The following is a 2,121-nucleotide window of genomic DNA, read 5'->3' on the forward strand; positions in this document are numbered from 1 at the left end:
CCTCTTAACCTTCCAGCACCGGGCAGGCGTCAGTCCGTATACATCGTCTTGCGACTTAGCACGGACCTGTGTTTTTAGTAAACAGTCGCTTCCCACTGGTCTCTGCGGCCATCGAACGCTCCCGGAGCAAGTCCGTTCACGCCTCAGGCCCCCCTTCTCCCGAAGTTACGGGGGCATTTTGCCGAGTTCCTTAACCACGATTCTCTCGATCTCCTTAGTATTCTCTACCTGACCACCTGAGTCGGTTTGGGGTACGGGCAGCTAGAACCTCGCGTCGATGCTTTTCTTGGCAGCATAGGATCACCGATTTCGACTTGCGTCTACCCATCAGATCTCAGGCTATATGAACGACGGATTTGCCTATCGTTCGCCCTACATCCTTAGACCGGGACAACCATCGCCCGGCTCGGCTACCTTCCTGCGTCACACCTGTTAATACGCTAAACGCACCAGCACGGGGTCGTACGCTAGGCCCAACGCTTCACCCCGAAGGGATCCATCAAAGGGATTCAGATACTTAGCACTACTGGATTGTCTTGGGCGGTTCTTCGCCGGTACGGGAATATCAACCCGTTGTCCATCGACTACGCCTGTCGGCCTCGCCTTAGGTCCCGACTTACCCAGGGAAGATTAGCTTGACCCTGGAACCCTTGGTCTTCCGGAGGACGGGTTTCTCACCCGTCTTTCGCTACTCATGCCTGCATTCTCACTCGTGTGGCGTCCACGGCTGGTTCACACCGCCGCTTCACTCGCCACACGACGCTCTCCTACCCATCAACACGGCTGGACCACGAAGGCCTACCACTAATGTCAATGCCACAACTTCGGTGGCGTGCTTGAGCCCCGTTACATTGTCGGCGCGGAATCACTTGACCAGTGAGCTATTACGCACTCTTTCAAGGGTGGCTGCTTCTAAGCCAACCTCCTGGTTGTCTGTGCAACTCCACATCCTTTCCCACTTAGCACGCGCTTAGGGACCTTAGTTGGTGGTCTGGGTTGTTTCCCTCTCGACTATGAAGCTTATCCCCCACAGTCTCACTGCTGCGCTCTCACTTACCGGCATTCGGAGTTTGGCTGACGTCAGTAAGCTTTTGGGCCCCATCGGCCATCCAGTAGCTCTACCTCCGGCAAGAAACACGCAACGCTGCACCTAAATGCATTTCGGAGAGAACCAGCTATCACGAAGTTTGATTGGCCTTTCACCCCTATCCACAGCTCATCCCCTCCATTTTCAACTGAAGTGGGTTCGGTCCTCCACGACGTCTTACCGTCGCTTCAACCTGGCCATGGATAGATCACTTCGCTTCGGGTCTAGACCCTGCGACTGAATCGCCCTATTCGGACTCGCTTTCGCTACGGCTGCCCCACACGGGTTAACCTCGCCACAGAGCACTAACTCGCAGGCTCATTCTTCAAAAGGCACGCCGTCACCCCAACATGGGAGCTCCGACGGTTTGTAAGCAAACGGTTTCAGGTACTATTTCACTCCCCTCCCGGGGTACTTTTCACCTTTCCCTCACGGTACTTGTCCGCTATCGGTCATCTGGGAGTATTTAGGCTTATCAGGTGGTCCTGACAGATTCACACGGGATTTCTCGGGCCCCGTGCTACTTGGGATACTCTTCACGCCATAACACCATTTCGACTACGGGGCTCGCACCCGCTCTGGCCAGGCATTCAAACCTGTTCGTCTATGATGCGCTGTAACGTTCAGTGCTCGGCAGAACACAACGAAAAGTCCCACAACCCCGACCATGCAACCCCTGCCGGGTATCACACATGATTCGGTTTAGCCTCTTCCGCGTTCGCTCGCCACTACTGACGGAATCACTGTTGTTTTCTCTTCCTGTGGGTACTGAGATGTTTCACTTCCCCACGTTCCCTCTACCCGCCCTATATATTCAGGCGGGAGTCACCAGGTCACCACAAGGGGCCTGGCGGGGTTTCCCCATTCGGAAATCCTCGGATCACAGCTCGTTTATCAGCTCCCCGAGGCTTATCGCAGATTACGACGTCCTTCTTCGGCTCCAGATGCCAAGGCATTCACCGTTTGCTCTTAAAAACTTGAAAATCACATGAGTTTAAGAAACCACAACTCGAAAAGTTGCAGATCCAATGATT

At 54.4% G+C, this 2,121-nt stretch carries 1 rRNA gene (running past one end of the window); it reads right to left on the minus strand.

Going from position 1 to position 2,121, the window contains the following annotated elements:
* Positions 1-2,070 (minus strand): 23S ribosomal RNA (locus tag MT351_RS19770) (it extends 1,145 nt beyond the left edge of the window).
* Between the last annotated feature and the right edge of the window lie 51 nt (positions 2,071-2,121).

The organism is Rathayibacter sp. VKM Ac-2926 (assembly GCF_022815565.1).
In the GTDB taxonomy this organism is placed as follows: Bacteria; Actinomycetota; Actinomycetes; order Actinomycetales; family Microbacteriaceae; genus Rathayibacter; species Rathayibacter festucae.